The organism is Candidatus Poriferisodalis sp., assembly GCF_965214215.1.
Lineage (GTDB): Bacteria > Actinomycetota > Acidimicrobiia > Acidimicrobiales > Poriferisodalaceae > Poriferisodalis.
In genome coordinates, this window is record NZ_CBDCBD010000003.1 from 1723114 (window position 1) to 1745344 (window position 22231).

Below are 22231 nucleotides of genomic sequence, written 5' to 3' on the forward strand. Positions count from 1 at the left end.
GCGATGGGAGACCAAACGGCAGCGATCAGCACGGATCAGGTCGCGCATGTGGCGCGCCTAGCGAGGATCGAGCTCACGTCGGCTGAGATCGATCACTACACCGGCCACCTGGGGCGCGTCCTGGACCACGCCCGGGAGCTGGAGGGTCTCGATCTCGGCGATGTGCCGCCGCTAGCGCACCCCTACCCGCTGCAAAACGTCTTCCGCGACGACGTGGCCGGTCCGCCCAGCGATCGGGACGAGGTGCTTAACCAAGCACCCGCGGCGTCCGATGGACAGTTCGAGGTGCCTCCTGTGCTCGGCGGCGAGGCCTGAGCCGGCGATGACCCGCTCGCCGTCCCCCAAGAGCACAACCCGATGAGCCCGGCCCGATGAGCACAGCAAAGGCCATCGCGCAGGACGTACGCACCGGCACACGCCGAGCTGCGGCCGTGCTCGAGGAGTACCTCGGTCGCATCGAATCGCACGACAGCGACATTCACGCGTTCAACACGGTGACCGCCGAGCAGGCCCGTGCAGCGGCCGCTTCTATTGATGAGGCAGTCTCCCAAGGCCGTGATCCGGGTCCGCTGGCAGGCGTTCCCGTCGCCTTCAAGGACAATCTGTGTACCCGCGGCGTGCCGACCACGTGCTCGTCTCGCATGCTCGAGACGTGGTCTCCTCCCTACGACGCCACGGTGGTGCAGGCCATGACAGCCGCTGGCGCTGTGATGATCGGCAAGACCAACCTCGACGAGTTCGCGATGGGCAGCTCCACCGAGAACTCGGCCTTCGGACCCACGCGCAATCCCTACGACCTCGCTCGGGTGCCCGGCGGCTCCAGCGGGGGTTCGGCTGCGGCGGTCGCCGCCGGGTTCGCGCCCTTGGCGCTGGGATCGGACACCGGCGGCTCCATCCGGCAGCCCGCTGCGCTGTGCGGAATCGTCGGCATCAAGCCCACCTACGGACGGGTCAGCCGCTACGGGCTTGTGGCCTTCGCCAGCTCGTTCGATCAGATCGGCCCGTTTGCAGCCGATGTCACTGATGCGGCACTCGCGCTCGGCGTCATCAGCGGCCACGATCCGGCTGACAGCACGTCGATCCCGACGGCCGTGCCCGACTTCGACGCCGCCTTGGCGCGGGGTGTCGAGGGTCTGCGAGTCGGTGTCATCAGCGAGCTGACCGGGGGTGGCCGCAACGGCGCAGGGACCGGTGGCCCAGTGATTGACGATGCAGCGGGCGAGGTGCTGGACGGGATCGATACCGACGTGACTGAACGGGTGCTTGAAGCGGCTGACGCGCTGGCCGACGCAGGGGCATTGGTCGGCCGGGTCTCGGTGCCGGCAGTCACGTACGGCCTCACTGCGTATTACCTGATTGCACCAGCGGAAGCTTCGAGCAACTTGGCGCGTTACGACGGCACTCGCTACGGGTTGCGTGTGGACGGTGCAGATGTCGAGGAGATGAACCGGTTGACCCGGAGGGCCGGTTTCGGCGACGAGGTCAAGGCGCGCATCATGCTGGGCACGTTCGCCCTCAGCTCCGGCTACTACGACGCCTACTACGGCAAGGCTCAGCGGGTGCGCATGCTGACGCGGCGCGACTTCGATGCTGCCTATGCAGACTTCGACGTGCTGCTTTCGCCCACGTCGCCGTGTGTGGCGTTCCGCTTCGGTGACCGCTCTGATCCCATGACGATGTACCGCTGCGACACCTGCACCATCCCCTCAAATCTCTCTGGCGACCCGGCCATGTCGGTGCCATTCGGCACGGGCACAGATGACTTGCCGGTGGGCGTGCAAGTGCTCGCACCGGCGCTGGGCGAGGAGACGATGCTGACGGTCGCCGCAGCGCTAGAGCGTGCAGCGCCGCCACTGCCGGCACCGCAGATGGCTGCCGGCGGCACGTCGGGAAGTGCGTGATGGCGACGCATGTTCGCGGAGGCGCCGGTGACGACGGTTCTCCGACGGCTGGTGTCGATCGGAGCGTTGCTTGATGCCCGCCGCACAGCATCGTGAGACCGGCACGAGCCCCGACGGCTGGGAGACCGTCGTGGGCCTCGAGGTCCACGTCGAGCTGGCCACCGACACGAAGCTGTTCTCCGCTGCGCCCAGCCGCTTCGGCGATGAGCCGAACACCAACGTCACGCCGGTCTGCCTGGGCCTGCCCGGCTCGCTGCCCGTGCTAAACCGACGCGCCGTCGAACTGGCGATCGCGGTGGGGCTCGCGCTCAACTGCGAGATCAGACCGTCGATCTTCCACCGCAAGAATTACTTCTACCCCGACATGCCGAAGGACTACCAGGTCAGCCAGTATGACCAGCCGATCTGTTCCGACGGCTGGCTGGATGTGCCTGGAGCGAACCGGGTCGGCATCGAGCGAGCGCACCTAGAAGAAGACGCCGGCAAGACGACGCACCTGGGGGGCGCAGACGGCCGCATCCACGGAGCCGTCGGCGCGCTCGTGGACTACAACCGCGCAGGCACGCCGCTGCTGGAGATCGTCTCACGGCCCGACATCGGTTCGGCGGCCGAGGCCAGTGCCTACGTCGAGGAGCTGCGGGCGATCCTGCTGGCTCTCGGCGCTTCCGACGCCCGACTCGAGGAAGGCTCGATGCGCGTCGATGCGAACATCAGCGTGCGGCCCGCCGGCTCGGATGAGTTGCGCACCCGGTGCGAGGTCAAGAACGTCAACTCGCTGCGTTCGCTGCGCAACGCCATCGACTACGAGGCCCGTCGCCACATCGGGCTGTACCAATCCGGCGAGCAGCCGATCCAGGAGACCCGCCACTGGTCCACCGACGGCCGCACCCACTCGCTGAGGTCCAAGGAAGAAGCCGACGACTACCGCTACTTCCCCGAGCCCGACCTGGTGCCGCTCGCGCCCGATCCTGAATGGATCTCTCGAGTCCGTGCCGCCATGCCCGCGCTGCCCGCCGCCCAGCGCGAACGCCTCGGCGAGCTGGGTGCTGATCTCGATGACGCACAGATCATCGTGAACCGCGGTCTGGCCTCGCTGGTGCTGGACGCCGTCGGCGCTGGTGCCGATGCGAACCGCACGGTGATGCACGCTGTGCAGAACCTCGCCCTCGACGGGGCCGAGCTGCTTGACGCGACGCAGCTGGCGTCGCTGGTCCAGATGGAGGCAGCAGGACAGCTCACGGCGACACAGGCCAAGACCGTGCTCGGCGTCATGTGCGAGCGAGCACGCGACGGCAATGCCGACCCCGGCACCATCGCCGCCGAGCTCGGTTTCGAGGCCATGGATTCCAGCGAGCTGGAGAGGCTGGTGGATCAAGCCATCGCCGACCACCCTGAGGCCTGGCAGAAGTTCTGCGCCGGTGAAGCCAAGGTGGCGGGCGTGTTCGTGGGCGCCGTGATGAAGGCCACCCGCGGCCAAGCCGACGGCAAGGCCGTCAACCAGCTGCTCGCCCAGCGCCGCGACACCTGAGCTCCCCGGCAGCGATCTGAGGGCGCCGCTCGGCGTTCAGCCCTCGCCGGTGCGGAGCCACGCGTCGCCTCGGAAGCGGATCCACTGCGGAGCGACGCGAAAGCACATGAACACGATGAGCGCGGCCCACAGCCACCCGATTCCCAGATCCAGCAGACGCACCGTCCCGCCGATAATCGCGAAACCCACTGCGGCGCCGACCATCGCCCACGCCAGAAAGCCCAGGTCGCCGGCGCCGATGAAGATGCCGTCGAAGGCGAACGCGGCCGCATTCACCGGTTGCATGGCGGCGACGAACAGCAGGATGTATCCGCTGAGGGAGACCACGTCGGGATCGGTGCTGAAGATCGACGCGAGCGGCGCGCGAAGCCCGACCAGCACCAGTCCGAACACGAAGCTGAGCTGGAGGCTCATGCCGATCATGCGGACGCTGGCAGCGCGCGCCACACCAGGCCGACCGGCGCCCAGCTCCTTGGCCACCATGGCCTGGCCCGCGATGGCGACCGCATCGAGCGCCAGTGCCAGCAGCGCCCAGATCTCGGCACCGATCTGGTGCGAGGCCACCTCGGTGGTCCCGATGCGCGAGGCAAACACGGCCGCCAGCACGAACGAGCCTCGCAGTGCGCTGGTGCGAGCGAACATCTGCAGCCCGACACGGGCATAGCGGCGCGCTGCGGCGGCAACGAGCCGCAGCGAAGCGCCGACGGCGCGCGTGCGGCGGCTCACGGCGACGGCAAAGGCGATCGCCGCTGCCCATTGCGCAATGACGGTTGACCACGCCGAGCCGGCGATGCCCATGTCGAGCTCGAACACCAGCAACAGCTCGATGAGGAGATTTGCGATAGCGGACGCCACCGCCACGATGAGGGGTGTGATCGTGTCCTGCGCGCCCCGCAGGTAGCCGGTAGCGGCCATCGCCGCCAGCAGCGCGGTGAAGCCGATGAGGCTGATCCGCAGGTACGTGAGCGCCAGATCGGCGACTTCGGGAGTCGGATCGAACAGGCCCACGAGCCATCCCGAGCCTGCCCACATGCTCAAGCTGACAGCGATACCCAAGCCGACCGAGAGCCACATGCCGGCGATGCCTTGCTCGGCGGCGCGCTGCGGCGAGCCGGCGCCGACCAGTCGCCCCACCAAACCCGTCGTGCCGTACGCCAGGAAGATCAACGCTGCGTGGGCACTCAGCAGGATGGCCGACGCGATCGCGAGCCCCGCCAGCTCGGGCGTTCCCAGCCTTCCCACGATCGCCGTGTCAGTGAGGACATACAGCGGCTCGGCAATCAGCGCGCCGAACGCCGGAACAGCCAGCAGCAGGATTTCTCGGTCGTAGGCCGTGCGCCGGAACACGGCCTATGACCCCGTCCCGATTGACCTGGATTCGGGCGAGGGGTCCAGCCTCATCTACCGAGGCGCCACACGCCGGTTTCCATGTCGACGACGTACAGCTCGCCTGCGGAGTCGACCGCAAACCCGACAGGCCGTGGCGTGCGCACGCCCAAGTTCCACACCTCGTCTGGTCGTGTGCCCGGTTGCACATTGGCGGCGTAGATGTCGCCCCCGCACAGATCAGCGAATACGTACCGGCCCTCCAGCCACTCCAACTCGCTGCCGCGGTAGACGTGTCCCCCAATCACGGCGCACAAGCCCCGCCCGTGCCGGTACTCCAGATCGGGCGGCCGATGGTCGACGAGCTCGTCGCCGACGAATCGCCGGCTGCCTTCGTAGGCATTCCAGCCCAAGTTGGCCCCGCCCTCGTCGAGGGTGAGCACATTGACCTCCTCGATGCATTGCTGTCCGACGTCGGAGACCCACAACGTGCTGGTCGGCCCATCGAACGACATGCGAAACGGGTTGCGTGCGCCGTACGCCCAGATGTGGGGGTCGCTGCGGGGTCCAAGGTCGGGGTTGCCCGGTGCCGGAGCGAGCCGCCAGTCGCCGGGATCGTCGCTGTCGGCGGTGTCAATGGCGAATCGCAGCACGGCGCCCAACGGCGTCGTGAGATTCTGGCCGTGATGGTGGGGATCGCCGAGGCCCCCGCCGTCGCCGAACGACACGTAGAGCAGCCCGCTCTCGTCGAACAGCAGATCGCCGCCATTGTGCTGCGCATTGGTTTGGGACACTTCCAGTAGATCGGCGTAGCCGCCTTCCAGCGCTGTGCGATCAGCGGTCGGTGTGAGCACCGTGAGCAGGCTGGAACCGTGCCGATTGGTGCGGTTGATCCACAGGCGTCCTTTGGGTCCGAACGTCATGCCCACCAGGCCCTGATCGTGCTCGGCGGCCGTGTCGGAGGAGAAGTCGGCCACAGGCTTTTCCCCGACCCCGGCGCGCAAGCCACTGCCCGCCTGGCCGTCCGGGTAGGGCGCGAAACGCCAGATCCGACCCTGCCTATCGCCCACGAAGCCGCCGCCGACCGCAGCCGACCCGCCGTCGCCGGCATCGCCCTCAGCGCTGTCGAAGACCATCACCGTCGCTTCGGCGAGATCGATGTAGGGCACGAGTGTCACCGAGCGTCCAGGTGCCGCCTGGTCCAGCGGCGCGGCGCGCAGCTCGGGAAGACCGCCAGGGCAGGGAGTGTTCGACGCCACGTACTGCGGGGTCTGCGTGAGCGGAAGGGTCGTCGCAGGTACCGAGGTCACGCTGCCGGTGCCATCGTCGGGATCTCCGACGGCGGAACCGGTGCCGTCGCCGATGCCGATGTCCGAGCAACCGGCTGCCATCGCGCCGGCGGCAATGGCCACTGTGCAGGCCGCAATGCTGAACAGCCGTCCGCCCTGCACCCGGCCAATGTACGCCCGCGGGGCACCATGACAGTCTGCATTTGGCCGTGTGTGCCGCTGCATCAAGTTGTGGCTGCGGGGACGGCACGACAGAATGAACCGATGCGCACGCCAGCAAACACGCTTGGCTGCCCGGCCGAGGCCGTGAGCGGCAACGAGGTTGTAGGGGTACTCACCTAGGCGGGCCCGTCTTGACGCGCTCGCCCTGCCTCCCGCTCGGGAGGCATAGTCATTTCTGGGCACAGTCACTTATGGGCACAGTCCTTTCAGGAACCGACGATTCCAAGTAGCAGGGCAGGAGAAACTTCATGGAGCTCACCGGCGCTCAGGCGTTGATGCGAAGCTTGGAGATGAGTGGCGTCGAGGTCATGTTCGGCCTGCCCGGCGGGGCGATCCTGCCCGTGTACGACCCGGTGCTGGACTCGCCGATCCGCCATGTCCTCGTTCGCCACGAGCAGGGCGCCGGGCACATGGCGCAGGGATACGCGCATGTCACCGGCAAGCCCGGGGTTGCCATGGTCACCAGCGGACCAGCGGCCACGAATATCGTGACGCCGCTGTGCGACGCCTTTATGGACTCGATCCCGATGGTCGTGGTGACCGGTCAGGTGGCCATGTCGGCGATCGGCTCGGATGCGTTCCAGGAGTGCGACACCACGGGCATCACCATGGCGGTCACCAAGCACAACTATCTGGTCACCGAAGCTGCCGACATCCCGCGCATCGTGGCCGAGGCGTTTCACATCGCCACCACTGGTCGTCCCGGACCCGTGCTGATCGACCTGCCCAAGGACGTCAGCAACGAGATGATGACCTGGTATTGGCCCGACAGCGTGGAGCTGCCCGGATACCGGCCCCGCAGCGGGGTCGATCCAGCCGCTATCGCCGAAGCGGCCGAACTGATCCGGGCAGCCCGGCGACCGGTGATCTACGCAGGCGGCGGCCTGCTGAAGGCCCGCGCCGCGGAGGCGCTCCGGGAGCTGGCCGAGATGTGCGACATCCATGTGGTGACAACGCTCATGGCCCGCGGCGTGTTCCCCGATCGCCACCGCCTGTGCCTCGGTATGCCTGGCATGCACGGCAACTATTCAGCGGTGACGGCCATGCAGCAGGCCGATCTGCTTATCAACCTCGGCGCGCGTTTCGACGACAGGGTCACCGGCAATCCGGCTCACTTCGCTCCGGACGCCAAGGTCATCCATGTCGACATTGACCCCGCCGAGCACGGCAAGGTGCGAGTTCCCGACGTGGCCATCGCCGGCGATGCCCGGTTGGCCGTCGAGGCGCTGATCGCGGCGCTGCGGCCCGCCGCCGGCGGCGACGCCACCGACGCCATGGCTGATCGATCGGCGTGGAAGTCGACGATCTCGGGCTGGCAGGAGCAGTACCCGCTGCAATACGACCAACCCGCCAGCGGCCATCCGCTGAAGCCGCAGTACGTGGTGGAACAGCTACGCGACCACACGCCTGACGACACGATCGTGGTGGCCGGAGTCGGCCAGCACCAGATGTGGGCAAGTCAGTTCTGGAAGTTCGACTACCCCTACACCTGGGTCAACTCAGGCGGCCTCGGCACCATGGGCTTCGCGGTGCCCGCAGCCATCGGCGCCAAGGTGGGCCAGCCCGACCGAACCGTGTGGGCGGTGGACGGCGACGGCTGCTTCCAGATGACGGCGCAGGAGCTGATCTCCGCGAGCGCCGAGAACATTCCGGTGAAGATCGCCATTCTCAACAACGCGTACCTGGGCATGGTGCGCCAGTGGCAGGAGCTCTTCTACGCGGAGCGCTACAGCGAGGTGTACCTCAGCGCTGATCATCCCGACTACGTGGGCTGGGCCGAGGCCATGGGCTGCACCGGCATCCGCGTGGAGTCGGCCGAGGAAGTCGTGCCTGCCATCACCAAGGCCAATGCGATCAACGACCGCCCTGTGGTGATCGACTTCCGGGTCGACACTGAGGAGAAGGTGTACCCGATGGTCCCCGCCGGGGGTTCGAACGACGACATCATCTTGGGACCCGAGGGCGACGCCGACGCGGCGCTGAAGGGCACCGCGCCGTCATGAGCGGCGCGCAGGGGGGCGGTGCCGTCGCGAACGGCGCGCCGGGCGACGACGTCGCAGCGACGCCGGCACCAGATGAGCAGCCCATCTTGAGCGGCAACGCGAGCGAACCCGGCCTTCACATACTCGCCGCCATCGTGGAGAACAAGTTCGGCGTGCTCGCACGCATCGCCGGACTGTTCAGCCGACGCGGCTTCAACATCTTCTCGTTGGCAGTAGCGCCCACCGACGACCCGGCCTTCAGCAGAGTCACCATCGTGGTCGATGTCAGCGACACCGATGTCGACCAGATCGCCAAGCAACTCGACAAGCTGGTGAACGTCATTCGCATCAGCGAGCTTCAGCCCGCCGAATCGGTCGAGCGCGAGCTGATGCTGGCCCGTGTCGGCGCAGTGGACATCGATGCAGTGGTGGAGGTGATCTCCGAATACGGCGGCGAGGTGCTCGACCGCAACGAGGCGGAGGCCATTGTGAGCGTCAGCGCTCATCCGCTCCGGCTCGACCGCTGCGAGCGCCAGCTGCGGCCCTTCGGGCTGCACGTGCTCCAGCGCACCGGCCGCATCGCGCTGCGGGCGCTCGACGCTGCCGAGCCCGGCATTGGCACGACTGGCTGAGCCTGTGCGTCGGCACTTGCCGCACGCTCGCTGCCGCTGCGTTCGGCATACTCCAACACCGTCATCAGTACCCACAGTTCAGACACAGCAGTCGGGCACAGCCGATCTGCCGACATCGAGGAGCGACAACGATGCCTGCCACCATCTACTACGAGGAAGACGCAGACCTGGGCCAGCTGGCCGGTCGCACCGTCGCCATCATGGGCTACGGCTCGCAGGGCCACGCTCACGCCCTGAACCTGCGCGACAGTGGCGTGGACGTCGTGGTCGGGTTGCGTGAGGGTTCATCGTCTCGCGCCAAGGCCGAAGCTGAGGGCTTACGGGTGGCCGATGTTGCCGGTGCAGCGACGGAGGCCGACATCATCATGATGGCGCTGCCCGACACCGATCAGGCCGCGATATACGACGTGTCGATTGCACCGAACCTGCAGCCCGGCAACGCCATTGCGTTCTCGCACGGCTTCAACATCCACTTCAGCCAGATCAGCCCGCCCGACGACGTGGACGTGTGGATGATCGCCCCCAAGGGTCCCGGCCACAACGTCCGGCGAACCTACGTCGAAGGCGGTGGCGTGCCGGCGCTCGTGGCGATTCACCAGGACGCCAGCGGGAACGCGCTCGCGGACGCGCTGGCCTACGCGAAGGGCATCGGCGGCACTCGGGGCGGCGTGCTGACGACCACCTTCGCCGAGGAGACCGAGACCGACCTGTTCGGCGAGCAGGTGGTGCTCTGCGGCGGTCTGACCGAGTTGATCCGGGCCGGTTACGAGACCTTGGTGGAAGCCGGCTACCAACCCGAGTCGGCGTACTTCGAGACGCTGCATGAGGTCAAGCTCATCGTCGACTTCATCTACGAGGCCGGCATCTCGGGCATGCGCTACTCGATTTCGACCACCGCCGAGTACGGCGACATGACCCGCGGCTCTCGGATTATCACCGACGAGACCCGCGCTGAGATGAAGCGCATCCTGGCCGAGATCCAGGACGGCAGCTTCGCTCGGGAATGGATCGACGAGAATCGCGACGGGCTGCCGAACTACCGGCGCATGGTCGAAGAAGGCCGCCAGCACCCCATCGAGCAAGTGGGCGCGGAGCTGCGGGCGATGATGCCGTGGATCACCGCAGGCCGCCAGGACGTCACGGCCGCATCAGGCGGCGCCGTTTCCTGAGCTTGCGCGACACGGTGGCAGAATCGGGGGCGTGGTCGAGGTCGTAGTGACGCCGGTGCGGGTGCCCGCTGCGGGTGACCTGCTCGTGGCAACGCCGCGCCTGGTGGATCCGAATTTCGACCGCACGGTCGTCTTCGTGATCGATCATCAGCAGGCGGGCACGCTGGGGGTTGTCATCAACCGTGACTCAGACACGTCGTGCACATCGGCGGTGCCGCGCTGGGCATCGCGCTTCACGACCGAAGCCGCTGTCGGGCTCGGCGGGCCGGTAGAGCCGCAGGGTCTGCTGGCGCTTGGTGCGACCGCCGGCCGGTCGGCAGGCGAACGGCAGCCGCCTGCTGGTTCCCGCGCCGAGTCGTCCGAAGCCGGCGGCGTCTGGCGCACCGTGAACGGCGAGGTCGGGCTGGTCGATCTCACCGCCGACCCTTCCGAACTCGATGCCGCTGTCGTGGCTGTCAGGATCTATGGCGGCCACGCCGGATGGGGACCGGGCCAGTTGCGAGGTGAATTGCAAGCCGGATGCTGGTGGGTCTTCGACTCGACGCCCGGCGATCTAACGGCGGATACCACCACCCTTTGGTACGACGTGCTCGCGCGCCAGTCCTTGCCGGCCCGGTTGCTGGCTCGTTACCCAGACGACCGGGCTCTGAACTAGTGCTTCAGGCCCGTGAGCCACGTGAGTCGTGGCCGTGGATGGTCATCGCGTGCTCCGGTCTGTCGGCTTACGGTGGGGATGCGCCGTTCGCCACGGTCCAGTCGGCGGCGCGCTAGGTTCGCCAACGGAACAGTTGGACTCGATCCCTGCGGAGGCCTCTCATGAGCGAAAGCGGCGAGCCAGCGTCATACGACGGAAGCCGGCGGACCGGCTGGGCCGAACTTGGGTCCGGCGAGACCGTGGAGTTGGCTCGACCGATACGCCGAGTCGGCGCTCGCATCCTCGACGCCATCATCTTTGGGATTTTCTTTGTGGTGCTGATGATTGCGACCACAGGCATCGACGATACGTTCGACTCTTCCGGATCGGGTTTCGGCGCCGTCGGATCACTGCTGCTTGGGCTGGTCGTCGGTATCGGTTATGAGGTCTCCCAAGTGGCGATCTGGGGTCAGACCATCGGCAAGCGGATGGCAGGCATCAAGGTGATCAATGCCGTGCACGGTGGGATGCCGGGGTGGGGCAAGTCATTCGGTCGCTGGGCGATCCCCGGTTTGGTCGCCCTCATTCCGGCCGTCGGCCCGCTCCTGTCGTTGTTGTGCTACGTGAGCCTGACGTGGGATCGCGTGTACCAAGGCTGGCACGACAAGGTCGCGAGCACGTTGGTCATCAAAACCTGAACAGCTTGACCGTGTAGCTGCTGGCAGCGGCTTTAGAGCCGCTCGATGATGTAGTCGATGCAGGCGGTGAGGGCCTCGGCGTCGGCGGGATCGATCGCGGGGAATGCCGCGATGCGCAGCTGGTTGCGGCCCAGCTTGCGGTAGCCCTCGGTGTCGACGATGTCGTTGGCCCGCAGTGCCGCCGCAATGTCGTCTGCGCTGACGCCCTCGAAGTCGATGGTGCACACGACGGGGGAGCGCATGGCGGGATCGGTCACGAAGGGCGAGGCGAACTCACGCGCCGCCGCCCAGCCGTACACGGTGCCGCTGGAAGCTGCCGACCGGGATGCGGCCCAGCCGAGCCCGCCACCATCGAGCATCCATTCGGCGGTCTCAAGCGTCAGCAGGATCGTTGCGAGCGCCGGGGTGTTGTAGGTCTGGTCCTGGCGGGAATTGCGGGCAGCGATCGCCAAGTCGAGCGTGGCCGGCTTGTAACGGCCCCCCGCATCGATGCGTTCGATGCGCTCAATGGTCGCCGGTGAGCACAAAGCAATGAACAGTCCGCCGTCGGCGGCGAAGGCCTTTTGAGGTGCGAAGTAGTAACAGTCGACATCGGTGGGATCCCACGTCATTGCTCCAGCCGCCGAGGTGGCATCGACCATGACGAGGCTCGGGGCGTCGCCCTGACGGGACGGGCTCAGCTGCGGCTGCACCAGCGGCATGCACACTCCGGTCGAAGTCTCGTTGTGCGTCAGCGCGTACACGTCGACGTCGGCTGGATCGGCGGGCTCAGGCACAGGGTGGCTGCCATAGGGCGCCGTGATCACTATCGGGTCGACCAGGTGCGGTGCGGCAGCCGTCACGGCGGAGAACTTCTCGGAGAATTCCCCGAACGTCAGATGCTGGGCGCGGCGTTCGATGAGCGAGAAGGCTGCAGCGTCCCAGAAGCCCGTGCTGCCGCCATTGCCCAGCACCACCTCCCATCCGTCACCAATCCCGAACAGTTCAGTCATCGCTGCCCGCAGCCGGCCCACTACGGAGCGCACGCCGGTGCGGCGGTGCGAGGTGCCCATGTAGTCGACCGCACGAGATTCGAGCGCCCTGACGGCCTCGGGACGAACCTTGGACGGGCCCGAGCCGAATCGCCCGTCTGCGGGACGCAGTTCTGCGGGAATCGAAATTGATGCGGGAGACACAGCCATCGGTTGCCACTATTGCGCCCGGCGCTGCTGCGGACAACCACATTTGCACGACAATGTGCTGCCGAATCGGCGTGTCGGGCTTGCGGCGAGTCGTCAACGCGTCGGAAAGCTCGAATTGACGGCGAGACTGTCGGGCGCACACGCCCGCACAGCGGACTCGAATCACCGATCAGCGTCTGCGCGACGCAACCAGCACGACAGGAGTCGCGCCATGCCCACCTCATCAGAGTCCAGCCGAGCATCGGGCGGCGGTCGCGTGTCGGCGGCGCTGGCGGGCATTGCTCCGTCCGCGACGCTGGCCGTGGACGCCAAGGCCAAGGCACTGCGGGCTGCAGGTGAGAACGTGATTGGATTCGGGGCCGGCGAGCCCGACTTCCCGACCCCCGAACACATCGTGGAGGCGGCAATAGCTGCGTGCAGCGATTCGGCGAATCACCGCTATTCCCCGGCTGGGGGGCAACCAGCGCTCAAAGCCGCCCTCGCCGCCAAGACCGAGCGCGACAGCGGACTCGACTGGGATCCCAGCCAGTTTCTTGTGACCAACGGCGGCAAGCAGGCCGTGTACAACACCATGGCGGCGCTGGTGGATCCCACCGATGAGGTGCTGCTGCCAGCGCCGTACTGGACGACTTATCCCGAGGCGATCAGGGTGTTCGGAGGCGTGCCGGTGGAAGTCTTCGCCGGCATCGAGTCGGGCTTCCGGGTCAGCGTCGAACAGCTCGAAGCGGCGCGGACCGACCGCACCAAGGCGCTGCTGTTCGTTTCGCCGTCGAACCCGACAGGTGCGGTGTATCCACGCGATGAGATCGTCGCCATTGGCCAGTGGGCACTCGAGCACGGATTGTGGGTGATAACCGACGAGATCTATGAGCACTTGACCTACGGCGGTGCGCAGCACCATTCGCTCCCGGTGCTGGTGCCCGAGATCGCCGACCGGTGCGTCGTGCTCAACGGCGTGGCCAAGACCTACGCCATGACGGGCTGGCGAGTCGGCTGGATGGCCGGGCCGAGCGATGTGATTGCGGCGGCCACCAACTTGCAGAGCCATGCCACGTCCAACGTCTGCAACGTGGCGCAAGCAGCGGCTCTTGCAGCGGTGTCCGGCGACCTGGAGGCCGTCGCCATGATGCGAGATGCGTTCGACGTCCGGCGACAGCGCATCACCGAGATGCTCAACGCCATCGAGGGCGTGGAATGTCCCGAGCCCGAAGGCGCCTTCTATGCATTCCCAAACATGGAAGGGCTGCTGGGGCGTCGCTACGGCGACACGGAAGTCACCACGACGCTCGAGTTGGCTGCGGCAGTGCTCGAACAGGCCAAGGTGGCCTTCGTGCCTGGCGAGGCGTTCGGCGCCCCTGGCTATGCGCGGTTCTCCTTCGCTCTCGGGCTCGACGATCTGGCCGAGGGCATCAGCCGTATTTCAGACCTGGTCGGCTGACATGGCTCGAGTCCTAGTGGCTGAGACGTTGGCAGATGCCGGATTGGATCTGTTGCGCGCAGCCGGTCACGACGTCGACGTCCGTACAGGACTCAGTCCCGACGAGCTGCGCGACGCCGTTGCCGGCGCGCAAGCGCTGGTTGTTCGCTCCGCGACACAGGTCGATGCCGACCTCCTCGCCGCAGGTGATTCGCTGATCGTCGTGGGCCGCGCCGGCGTAGGCCTCGACAACGTCGATGTCGCTGCTGCGACCGAGCGCGATGTGCTGGTGTGCAACGCGCCGTCCAGCAACGTCGTGTCGGCGGCCGAGATGACGGTGGCGCTCATGCTGGCGCTAGCTCGCCACATACCGCAGGCGCACGAAGCGCTCGCCGACGGTCGATGGGAGCGCAGCCGCTGGGGCGGCATGGAGCTGTACCGCAAGACAGTGGGAATTCTCGGCCTCGGTCGCGTTGGCCGCTTGGTGGCGCAGCGGATCGCGCCCTTCGATGTCGCACTCATTGCCTACGACCCCTATGTGAGTTCCGAATCCGCCCGGGCGGCAGGTGTCGACATGGTCTCGTTGGATGAGCTGCTCGAACGTTCCGACATCATCACCTTGCACATGCCGCGGACGCCCGAAACGGCCGGGTTGCTAGGTGCCGAAGGCCTGGCCAAGTGCCGCCCGCACGCGTTGATCATCAATACCGCACGGGGTGGAATTCTTGACGAGGCCGCAGCCGCAGCCGCACTCGACACAGGTCGTCTTGGCGGCATTGCGCTTGATGTATACGAGACCGAACCGATGACTGAGTCGCCCTTGTTTGGCAGGTCCGATGTCGTGGCGACGCCGCACTTGGGTGCCAGCACGGCCGAAGCGCAAGATCGAGCAGGCGTTCACATTGCCGAGCAAGTCAACTTGGCGTTGGCCGGCGATCCGGTTCCTTACGCCGTCAACGCTTAGCGCACGGGGCGTTCAGCGCTGGGCGGCGACGGCGGCGGCGTCGGGGTGTCCCAGGTAGCGCTCGGGGATCTCGAAGCCGAAGATGCGGGCCGAGTTGAGGCCCAAGATCTTGGCCCGCTCACCGTCGTCGAGATGGCTCATGGTGCGTTCGATGGCCTGAGCCGAATACGGCCACGAGCCTTCGTGGTGGGGGAAGTCGTTCGCCCACAGGAAGTTGTCGACGAGACCGTGCTCGCGGGCGAGATCGAGGCCGGCGGGGTCTTCCTGGAAGCTCGCGAAGCCCTGGCGCTTGAAGTAGTCGCTGGGCAGCATGTCGAGCTTGGGCCGCACCCACATGTGGTGCTTGAGGTAGGCCTCGTCCATGGCGCCCAGCATCCAGGGCACCCAGCCGATCCCGGCCTCGATGGAGCCGAAGCGCAGCTCCGGGTGCCGCTCGGCGACGCCCGACGCGCAGATATTGACCAAGGGCTCCATCGTGGGCGCAAGCGAATGCACGGCATAGTTGATGACGGCCCCGCCCTGGCTGCGGGCGGTGCGGGGGTCGCGGCCTGTCGAGACATGGAAGGTGACCGGCAGGCCCACCTCGTCGATGCAGTCCCACAAGGGCTCCATCTCCCGCAGGTTGTAGTTGAGGTCGTCGACGTCTGGCGGGCCGAAGACCGGCTTGGCGGGCAGGCTCAGGCCCTTGAATCCCAGCGCCGCACAACGCTGGATCTCGGCGATCGCCTTGTCCAGCGCGGCAGGCGCAATGCAGGCCATCGGTGCAAGCCGGTCGTTGTAGTCGGCGAATTCCTCCCACGCCCACTCGTTGTAGGCCCTGCACATCGCGTGGCTGAAGTCGGCATCGGGCGTTGCCCACACGGTGAGGCCCTTGTTCGGGAACAGGACCTCGGCGTCGCAGCCGTCCAAGGCCAAGTCGCGCACCCGTGACTGCGGATCGCGCCCCGACTGGTTGCGCAGCTTTTCGTGTCCCTCAAATGGCTTCGTCCAATTCAGTTTGGCTGGCCGGAAGCCCTCCGCTTTCTGAAAGAACTGCGGGTCCTGCGCCGCATCGCTGGCCGCCCCGGCGTTGTCCGAGCCAGTGTCAGCAGTCTTGGCCCTCTTGCCGTGGACGTCCATGGCCTTGGTCACCGCGATGGTCGGCAACCGGTCGTGGTAATCGGGATCGATGCGGTCATAGAGGAACGTGCTCGGCTCTTGCACGTGGCCGTCCGCCGAGCACATGAAGAACTTGTCGTCGGCGTCGGGCCGGGCCGAGCGCACCCAGCCGTCATTGCCCGGCGTCTCGAGCCGCCACACGTTGTTGACATCAGGTTCAGGAATAGTGATCGCCATGTCAGTGACTCCAGGACGGGGCGCGGGGGAGAAGTCGCCATGGTCGCAGCTGCGTCGCTGGCACCATGATGCGAATGCCCATGAGTCTGGCACGCAGCAATAGCCGGTGACCTGAGCCCCCACGCCAGAAGTCTCCGAGCGAAGGCGATTCCCTGCTCCGCCTCCGAGCCCGAGACCGTGTGTGCCGACCCACGGTGCGCCTGCGCGGTTGAGTGGCCAGTGCTCAAGGGCGGTGAAACAACTACTAGCTAGGAGGTAAAACACCTATTGACATTGTCTGCGCAGACAATCCAGCCGTCGCCGTGCAGTCCACATTCGTGAGCGGGAGGGTTCACAAAGGTGGGTGCAGACCTGACTCGAGCCAGTTGAGGGGCAGGGCGCCCTTGTGGGCGATGAGGCTGACGGCCCACTGGGGTGGCGGCTGGTTTGGATCCGTTGCGTGGGGCACCACTGAGGTGCGCTTACCGACGGCTTCGATCAGGTACGCGGTTGCGTCGGCGGTCTCAGTTTCGCCCGCGTCGCCTGCGTTGACGGGCGGCGCTGCCTGCACCAAACCCTTGAGCCGGGCGACACCGTCAGGCAGATCGGCGAGCAACGCCTCGATGACGGGCATCGCGATTGGCGCGTCGAGGACGACCGTCTGCGATTCGAAGAATTCCTCTGCAGTCGGCGATCCGGGCGCAGCGGCCGCGCCGAGCGCTGGTCGTTGACGGGTGCTGGCTGCATCACCTGCCGATCTGGGGCCGAGTAGCACGTCGATGGGCACCGCAGCCCGACTGGCGCGGACAATGGCAGAAGTGGCCGAGAGCTCCGCCAGCCAATCGCACAAGTCATCGGCATCGTCGAGCAGGTCGACCTTGTTGACCACGAGCAAGTCGGCCGCAGCGAGCTGCTGCCGCACGGTGTCGGCCACCCAGCGGTCGTTGGCTTGGCGTCGGATCTGTTCCGCGTCGGCCAGCACCACCACTGCGTCCAGCCGCAGACCGGGCGTGTGTCCGTACGCAGCGATCTGAGCAGGATCGGCAACCCCGCTGGCCTCGATGAGCAACCGGTCGGGCGGTACCTCGGCAGACCGGACAGTGTTCAACGCCGCAGCGAATCCATCGGCCAGGCTGCAGCAGATGCAGCCGTTGGCGAGTGTCAGCTTGTCTTCATCGGCCGCGACGATGAGATCCTCGTCGATGGAGATCTCGCCGAAGTCGTTGACGATCACCGCGATGCGTTCATCCGAGGATCGCAGCACATGGTTCACCAGCGTGGTCTTGCCGGCACCCAGATAGCCCCCGACGATGGTCACCGGGATCCGTTGCTCGCTCACCATGTTGTTCTCACCGCAGAACTCGGTTCAGGCACCTTGGGGAATCTATGTCTCACCGATCTGGGCCGGTTGGGGCACCCCGCCGAGCACGGTGCCCCATACGCCGATGTCACGCAGTGCCATCGGGTCAACGGTCAACGGGTCGTCTTCCAGCACCGCGAAGTCAGCCAACTTGCCGGCTTCGATGCTGCCAATTTCGGAATCCAGCTTGATCTGCCGGGCCGCTTCGATCGTGATGGCACGCAAGGCGTCGGGCACCCCGATGCGCTCGTCAGGGCCCAGCACCTGGCCCGACGCGGTTACCCGGTTGACGGCACACCACGCCGTGTGCAGGTGACCGAGCGGCGTGATGGGCGAGTCCGAATGGATCGAGAAGCTGACGCCACTTGCCAACGCGGTCCCGCATGCATCCATGCGGGCGGCGCGCTCGGGCCCCACGGTTGCGTCCCGGTGCTGGTCGCCCCAGTAGTAGATGTGGTTCGAGAAGATGTTGGCGCTCATGCCCAGCGCCGCCATGCGGCGGTACTGGTCGGGCGTGGTGAGCTGGCAGTGCTGCACGGTGTGGCGGTGATCCCAACGGGGGTAGCGCTCGAGCACCTGCTCGACCGCGTCGATGAACACTTCCGACGCCTCGTCGCCGTTGCAATGGCAGTGCACCGTCAGGCCCGCACGGTGGTACGGCTCCAGCAGATCGGCCATCTGGTCGGGCGCCGTCAGCCACAGGCCGTTGCCGACGTGCCCGGGCGGCGGCTTGTAGTAGTGCGGCCAGCTGATCCTCGCCGTGAAACCCTGGATAGAACCGTCCAGGATCAGCTTGACGATGCCGAAGCGCAGTTTCGATGACTGCTCGTTCTTCAGTCGTGCTCCCAGCGCCGCCAGCTCATCGGTGTCGGCCGGCGCTCCGAAGAAGTTGGACAGCGCCACCATGATGCGAGCCGGGTACTCGGGATCGCTGGTGACTTTCTTCCAATTGGCGAGTTGCTCGGGGTCGAACAGCTGCGTGGTGCCCAAGTCGGTCAGCAGTGTGTGCCCGGCATTGCGAGCTTCGTTGGCATAGCGCCAGCGGGCCTGTTCGGTGCGGTTGGCGTTCATCATGTCGACGAACGCCTCGCCGGCCAGCATCATGCCGGCGGGCTCGTGCAGCTCACCGTTCGGCAGCCCGTCGCCGCCTCGGGCCACCCCTGGGCTGGTCGCCGTCTCGTCGATGCCGCATCGCTCCATGAGCGCCGAGTTGATCGTGGCTAGGTGTCCGCTGGCATGCAATATGAGCGTCGGCCTCGCGCCGGTCACGGTGTCGAGATGGCGTGCCACCAGCCGCTCGCCTGGGAAGTAGATCGGGTCGAGTCCCCACGCCAGCAGCGTCTGGGACTCGTCGGTCAGCTCGGCGGCGGCTTTGCCGAGCCGTTCGAGCACATCGTCGATCGACGTGCAGCCTGGCCATAGCCGTCCCTGCGGATCGCGACGGTCGAAATATCCGACGTAGGTCGAGCTCCACAGGCCTCCGGACATCACATGGCAATGGGCCTCGACGAACCCGGGCATCAGAACGTGCTCGGCGAAGCGATCATCGACTCGGTGCGTGCCCCATGACGCCAATTCGTCGGCGCTGCCGACCCCCAGGATCCGATCGCCGGCAACGGCCACGGCTTCCCCGAAGGGAAACGCCGGGTTGACGGTGATGACACGTCGCGCCGGGTAGATGACGAACGGTTCTTCGTCGTTGGTGTGGCCGGTGTGTGCTGTCGTCATCAGTCGTGTGCCTCCTGTGCGACGCTGGGTTAACTGGCTGGGTTAACTGGCTGGGTTAACTGTCTGTGGCTTCCGCCAGGCTGGTTTGGACCTCCGTGGCTTTCGCCACGCTGGGTTCGACCTCCGTGGCTTGCGCCACACTGTGTTGAACCTACGTAGCTTGCGCTACGTAGTGACCTGGTTCGACTTCGAGCAAGTTCACGGGCTCGGGTGCGGTGCCGGCCTCGAAGACGGGACTGGGCACCTCATCGGTCTGGACGGAGCGGTCGGTGCGCCGTCGCCGGGGATCGGCGATCGGTACCGCGTCGAGCAGTCGCTGGGTGTAGGCGTGCATGGGGTTCTCGAAAATGTGTCGGCGGGAACCGAGCTCGACGATCTGGCCCAGGTACATCACGCCGACGCGGTGGGCGATCCGCTCTACGACGGCCAGGTCATGGCTGATGAACAAGTACGACAGCCCCATTTCTGACTGCAGGTCCATCATCAGGTTGATGACTTGCGCCTGGATGGAGACATCGAGGGCCGAGACGGCCTCGTCAGCGATCACCAGCTCGGGCCGCAGCGCCAGTGCCCGGGCGATGCAGATCCGCTGACGCTGCCCGCCGGAGAACTGATGCGGGTACTGGGCCATGTCGTCGGGCGACATGCCGACGCGACGCAACAGGTCGGCAACGACGTCGTTGATCTCGCGCCGCGGCGCTGCACGGTGAATCTCCAGCGGCTCAGCGATCGCCTTGCCAATGGTGCGGCGGGGATCGAGGCTGGCGAAGGGATCCTGGAAGACGATCTGGGCCTTGCGCCGATGCGGGCGCAGAGCCTTCGGCCCGAGGTCGGTGATGTCGGTGCCGTCGAGCCGGATCGTGCCGCTCGTGGGGTTGAGCAGGCGAATGATGAGGTACGCGAGCGTCGACTTGCCGCAGCCGCTCTCGCCGACGACTGCCAGGGTCTCGCCCCGGTCGATGTGCAGGCTCACCTGTTCGACCGCGTGCACGCGCGCACCCCCAGAAGCCCCGAAGTGCTTGGTCAGCGAACTCACTTCCACAATCGGTGTCCCCGAGACCTGCTCGGTCATAGCGCTGGGCCTCCGTTGCTGGCCGAGCCAGCGCCGGGTCGAGCTTCGAGCGAGTCGGGATCGATGAGCTCGAAACGTTGCGGTTCGTCGCGTCCAGCCATCGAGCCGAGCTTGGGCACCGCCGCCAGCAGTGATCGCGTGTAGGGCTCGTGCGGCCGTTCGAAGATGTCCGAGACGTCGCCGCGCTCGACCAGCCGCGACTGCTGCATCACCACCACCTCGTCGGCGATCTCGGCCACGACGCCCATGTCGTGGGTGATGATCAGCACCGCGGCGCCGGTCTCGCGCTGCATCTCGGCGATCAGCGCCAGGATTTGCGCTTGGATCGTGACGTCGAGGGCCGTGGTGGGCTCATCCGCGATCAAGATCGCCGGGTCGCATGCGAGTGCCATGGCGATCATCACCCGCTGACGCATGCCACCCGACATCTCGTGCGGGTACTGGTCGATCCGGCGGGCGGCATCGGGAATCCGGACACGATTCAGCATTTCCAGCGTGCGGTTGCGAGCCTCCTTGCGGCTGAGCCCGCGGTGCAGGCGCAGCGCCTCGCCGATCTGGCTGCCCACGGTGTAGACGGGGTTCAGGCTCGTCAAGGGCTCCTGGAAGATCATCGAGATGCGATCACCTCGGATCGAGCGCATCTGGGGTTCAGACAACTGCAGCAGGTCTTCGACGTTCCCGTCGTCGTGGCGGAACATCACCTCGCCGCTGCGGATCTGTGCCCGGGTGCCGATCTCGATGAGCCGCATGATGGACAGCGCGGTGACCGACTTCCCCGAACCCGACTCGCCCACGACCGCCAGCGTCCCGCCGTCGTACAGGTCGAACGAGACGTCGTTGACGGCGACGAAGTCGTCGAATGCGACCGTCAGACCCCGCACCTGAAGCCTTGGCCCCGAGGTGTTCGGCGTGGCGGCGGATGGTGCGCTCACAGCTCAGCGTCCCCGCAGCTTGGGGTTGTAGGCGTCCTGCAGGCCGTCGCCGATCAGGCTGAAGCTCAGCACCGTGAAGAAGATCGCCAGCCCCGGAAACGTCACCGACCACCAAGCGGTCAGGAAGTTGCCCCGGTTCAGACCGATCATCAAGCCCCAGCTTGTGTTGTTGGGATCGCCGAGGCCCAAGAACGCGAGCCCGGCTTCGAACAGGATCGCTGTGCCCATGATCAGGGTGGCCGACACGATGAGCGGCGGCAAGGCGTTCGGGAAGACGACCCTGCGAATGATGCGCCAGTCGGTGGCGCCCAAGGCTCGGGCGGCCCGCACGAACTCGAGATTCTTCAGCCGCAGGAACTCCGCGCGGGTGATTCGAGCGATGCCCGGCCAAGCCACGACGCCGATAGCGAACGCGATCGTCCACATCGACGGCTCGAACAGCGCCACCACCACCATCGCGAACAGCAGCGCAGGCAGCACCTGAAAGAACTCCGTGAAGCGCATGAGGGCACTGTCGAGCCATCCGCCGTAGTAGCCCGCCAGCGCTCCGATGCTGATGCCGATCAAGAGCACCATCGCTGCCGCCATGGCAGCGACCGTCAGGCTGGTCGTGCCGCCGTTGATGACCCCGGCCAGCACGTCACGTCCCAGATAGTCGGTGCCCAGCTGAGCTTCGGGAAGTTCGCCTGGGCCGATCAATGGTCTCGCCACGATGTCCTTGGGGTCCTGGTCGTACAGCCGAGGCCCGGCGACTGTCATGAAGATGATGCCCAGCAGCATCAGCACGCCGACAACTGCCGCCTTGTTGCGAACGAACAGCCGAAGCGTCTCTCGACCAGGACGCTCCGCGTCTGCGCGCATTCGCTCAGACCTGTCGCCGCC

General features: G+C 66.5%; 17 protein-coding genes and 1 pseudogene. 10 read left to right on the forward strand and 8 right to left on the reverse strand.

The window, feature by feature from the left end:
* Nucleotides 1-3 precede the first annotated feature (3 nt).
* From gatC to gatB, 3 genes are all read left to right on the forward strand, one after another.
* A complete protein-coding gene (gene gatC, locus ACOOF5_RS10200; protein WP_420438773.1) occupies nucleotides 4-315 on the forward strand; it encodes an Asp-tRNA(Asn)/Glu-tRNA(Gln) amidotransferase subunit GatC in 312 nt (103 codons plus the stop codon).
* Nucleotides 316-371: 56 nt separating this feature from the next.
* Entirely contained in the window at nucleotides 372-1901 is a 1530-nt protein-coding gene (locus tag ACOOF5_RS10205) for an amidase family protein (RefSeq protein WP_420438775.1), read from the forward strand.
* Nucleotides 1902-1974: 73 nt separating this feature from the next.
* A complete protein-coding gene (gene gatB, locus ACOOF5_RS10210) occupies nucleotides 1975-3429 on the forward strand; it encodes an Asp-tRNA(Asn)/Glu-tRNA(Gln) amidotransferase subunit GatB (RefSeq protein ID WP_420438777.1) in 1455 nt (484 codons plus the stop codon).
* 36 nt (nucleotides 3430-3465) lie between these two features.
* Here the strand turns inward: gatB and ACOOF5_RS10215 are convergent, their stop codons facing one another.
* Nucleotides 3466-4776, reverse strand: coding sequence for an MATE family efflux transporter (locus ACOOF5_RS10215; protein WP_420438779.1), 1311 nt, complete (start codon nucleotides 4774-4776; stop codon nucleotides 3466-3468).
* Nucleotides 4777-4826: 50 nt separating this feature from the next.
* Nucleotides 4827-6206, reverse strand: coding sequence for a PQQ-dependent sugar dehydrogenase (locus tag ACOOF5_RS10220; RefSeq protein WP_420438781.1), 1380 nt, complete (start codon nucleotides 6204-6206; stop codon nucleotides 4827-4829).
* A gap of 308 nt (nucleotides 6207-6514) precedes the next feature.
* On the opposite strand from ACOOF5_RS10220, the gene ACOOF5_RS10225 reads away from it, so the two are divergent.
* The 5 genes from ACOOF5_RS10225 (at nucleotide 6515) to ACOOF5_RS10245 (ending at nucleotide 11381) form a co-directional block, all read left to right on the forward strand.
* On the forward strand, nucleotides 6515-8269 hold the full coding sequence (locus ACOOF5_RS10225; RefSeq protein ID WP_420438783.1) for an acetolactate synthase large subunit: 1755 nt from the start codon (nucleotides 6515-6517) through the stop codon (nucleotides 8267-8269).
* Nucleotides 8266-8880, forward strand: coding sequence for an acetolactate synthase small subunit (gene ilvN, locus ACOOF5_RS10230; protein WP_420438785.1), 615 nt, complete (start codon nucleotides 8266-8268; stop codon nucleotides 8878-8880). Before ACOOF5_RS10225 ends, ilvN begins: the two co-directional genes overlap by 4 nt.
* A 131-nt stretch (nucleotides 8881-9011) precedes the next feature.
* Nucleotides 9012-10049 carry a ketol-acid reductoisomerase gene (gene ilvC / locus ACOOF5_RS10235; protein ID WP_420438787.1) on the forward strand — a complete coding sequence of 346 codons (1038 nt, stop codon included), beginning with the start codon at nucleotides 9012-9014 and terminating at the stop codon, nucleotides 10047-10049.
* A gap of 31 nt (nucleotides 10050-10080) precedes the next feature.
* The gene (locus ACOOF5_RS10240; protein WP_420438788.1) at nucleotides 10081-10704 is read left to right on the forward strand and encodes a YqgE/AlgH family protein; all 624 of its coding nucleotides are present in this window, start codon (nucleotides 10081-10083) and stop codon (nucleotides 10702-10704) included.
* 161 nt (nucleotides 10705-10865) lie between these two features.
* Nucleotides 10866-11381 (forward strand): RDD family protein, encoded by a 516-nt coding sequence (locus ACOOF5_RS10245; protein ID WP_420438790.1) that lies wholly within the window; start codon nucleotides 10866-10868, stop codon nucleotides 11379-11381.
* Between the two features lie 32 nt (nucleotides 11382-11413).
* On the opposite strand, the gene serC is transcribed toward ACOOF5_RS10245, so the two are convergent.
* Complete coding sequence (gene serC / locus ACOOF5_RS10250; protein ID WP_420438792.1) at nucleotides 11414-12562, reverse strand: phosphoserine transaminase; 1149 nt, start codon at nucleotides 12560-12562, stop codon at nucleotides 11414-11416.
* 211 nt (nucleotides 12563-12773) lie between these two features.
* On the opposite strand from serC, the gene ACOOF5_RS10255 reads away from it, so the two are divergent.
* Complete coding sequence (locus ACOOF5_RS10255; RefSeq protein WP_420438794.1) at nucleotides 12774-14000, forward strand: pyridoxal phosphate-dependent aminotransferase; 1227 nt, start codon at nucleotides 12774-12776, stop codon at nucleotides 13998-14000.
* Between the two features lie 16 nt (nucleotides 14001-14016).
* Nucleotides 14017-14943, forward strand: a complete 927-nt coding sequence (locus tag ACOOF5_RS10260; protein ID WP_420438796.1) for a hydroxyacid dehydrogenase — start codon at nucleotides 14017-14019, stop codon at nucleotides 14941-14943.
* A 12-nt stretch (nucleotides 14944-14955) separates the two neighbouring features.
* Here the strand turns inward: ACOOF5_RS10260 and ACOOF5_RS10265 are convergent, their stop codons facing one another.
* The 5 genes and pseudogenes from ACOOF5_RS10265 to ACOOF5_RS10285 all read right to left on the reverse strand — a co-directional run bounded on the left by ACOOF5_RS10265 (nucleotide 14956) and on the right by ACOOF5_RS10285 (nucleotide 22210).
* On the reverse strand, nucleotides 14956-16278 hold the full coding sequence (locus ACOOF5_RS10265) for an amidohydrolase family protein (RefSeq protein WP_420438798.1): 1323 nt from the start codon (nucleotides 16276-16278) through the stop codon (nucleotides 14956-14958).
* Between the two features lie 331 nt (nucleotides 16279-16609).
* Complete coding sequence (locus ACOOF5_RS10270) at nucleotides 16610-17599, reverse strand: CobW family GTP-binding protein (RefSeq protein WP_420438800.1); 990 nt, start codon at nucleotides 17597-17599, stop codon at nucleotides 16610-16612.
* 42 nt (nucleotides 17600-17641) lie between these two features.
* A complete protein-coding gene (locus tag ACOOF5_RS10275; RefSeq protein WP_420438802.1) occupies nucleotides 17642-19345 on the reverse strand; it encodes an amidohydrolase in 1704 nt (567 codons plus the stop codon).
* Nucleotides 19346-19496: 151 nt separating this feature from the next.
* Nucleotides 19497-21349: pseudogene (locus tag ACOOF5_RS10280) on the reverse strand (dipeptide ABC transporter ATP-binding protein).
* Between the two features lie 3 nt (nucleotides 21350-21352).
* A complete protein-coding gene (locus ACOOF5_RS10285; protein ID WP_420440945.1) occupies nucleotides 21353-22210 on the reverse strand; it encodes an ABC transporter permease in 858 nt (285 codons plus the stop codon).
* Nucleotides 22211-22231 lie beyond the last annotated feature (21 nt).